General features: G+C 43.2%; 2 protein-coding genes. Both read left to right on the top strand.

Going from position 1 to position 1,383, the window contains the following annotated elements; translation table 11 throughout:
• On the top strand, positions 1–449 hold a 449-nt coding region (locus R7P67_RS24385; RefSeq protein ID WP_318086258.1), incomplete at its 5' end, for an HD-GYP domain-containing protein.
• A gap of 200 nt (positions 450–649) precedes the next feature.
• Positions 650–1,276: a LysE family translocator gene (locus R7P67_RS24390; protein ID WP_005480654.1), complete on the top strand. Its 627-nt coding sequence runs from the start codon at positions 650–652 to the stop codon at positions 1,274–1,276.
• Positions 1,277–1,383 lie beyond the last annotated feature (107 nt).

Raw genomic sequence — 1,383 nt, forward strand, 5'->3', positions numbered from 1 at the left:
ATGAAAAGCTTGATGGAACAGGGTATCCGCGCGGACTATCGGACGACGAGATTCCGATTCATGGTCGCATGAGTTGTATCGTCGATATATATGATGCACTCACCGCTGATCGTTGCTACAAAAAAGGCATGAGCTCAGCAGAAGCATTTAAGATTTTGCTCAGTCTAACGCCTTTCCATCTCGACCATGATCTGGTTTACAAGTTCATTAACTGCATTGGTGTGTATCCAGTAGGTTCTATCGTGGAACTCAGTGATGGCAGAGTGGGTATTGTGTGGTCTTCGAATCCATCTCAAGCGTTAAAGCCAGAAGTGAAATGTTTCTACTCCCGTAAGTACAAACGATACATTGATGTCGCGATGGTGGATTTAAAAACAAGTACGCACAAAATTGAAAGAGCGATAGCGCCTTCATCTTTAGAAATCGATCCAAAACCGTTCTATGACTAAATCGGTGCTTAGCTTGAATCATTACTGACTATTTTCTTTACACTATTGCATATAGCGAGTATTTTGGTTGCATAATTAATGCGCAATTTTGGTTGCGTATTTGCCTCAAAAATACGTTTCAAGGATAGAAGCGTCGATGCTACATCACTTAGCTTAAGGCTTAATATGTGGCATCAAACCATGATTGGAAAGGAGCGCCAATGCAACTCGATACTTGGATTTACTACACTCTCGCGATACTCGTTCTCACAGCCTCTCCTGGGCCAAGTTCTCTACTTTGCTTAAGTAAAGGCGTCAGCAGCGGCTTCCGTCTCGCACTGACGACGGCTCTAGGCAGTTTAAGCGCGATTACCATCATTCTTACCCTTTCTTTTACCGGTTTAGGCGTTGTGATTGCGTCTTCTGAGTTCGTGTTTAACATCATCAAATGGTGTGGTGCGGCATATTTGATTTGGTTAGGCATTCAAGCATTTCGATCAAAACAAAACGATTTTGCGAAGTCCGACTCTGCACAGGTGTCAACCAGCCACGTCAGCGCCTATACCAGTGGTTTTATCGTTGGTTCCAGTAATCCGAAAGCCATTATTTTCTTTACGGCACTATTCCCACAATTCATTGACCCAACCGCTTCGCTGCTGACCCAATATGCGATTTTCGCGGGTACTTTCGTAGTATTCGAATTGAGCTGGTTAACCTTTTACGCCTTATTAGGGGTGAAAACATCCAATTGGTTATTTGAAGCAGGACGAGCTAAGTTGTTCAATCGTTTAACGGGTGGGGTGTTTATCAGTGCTGGTGTGATGCTATCGACGGCGAATCGCAGCTAGATTGTGAGGTAACCCCTAATTTAGGGATAGCTTATTTCCAATATGGAAATTAACGGTTTGTTTTTTTTCATTAGTGGCAAGGCTTAACTAGGCGTAAAATTCACTCT

This window comes from Vibrio sp. Vb0937 (genome assembly GCF_033338855.1).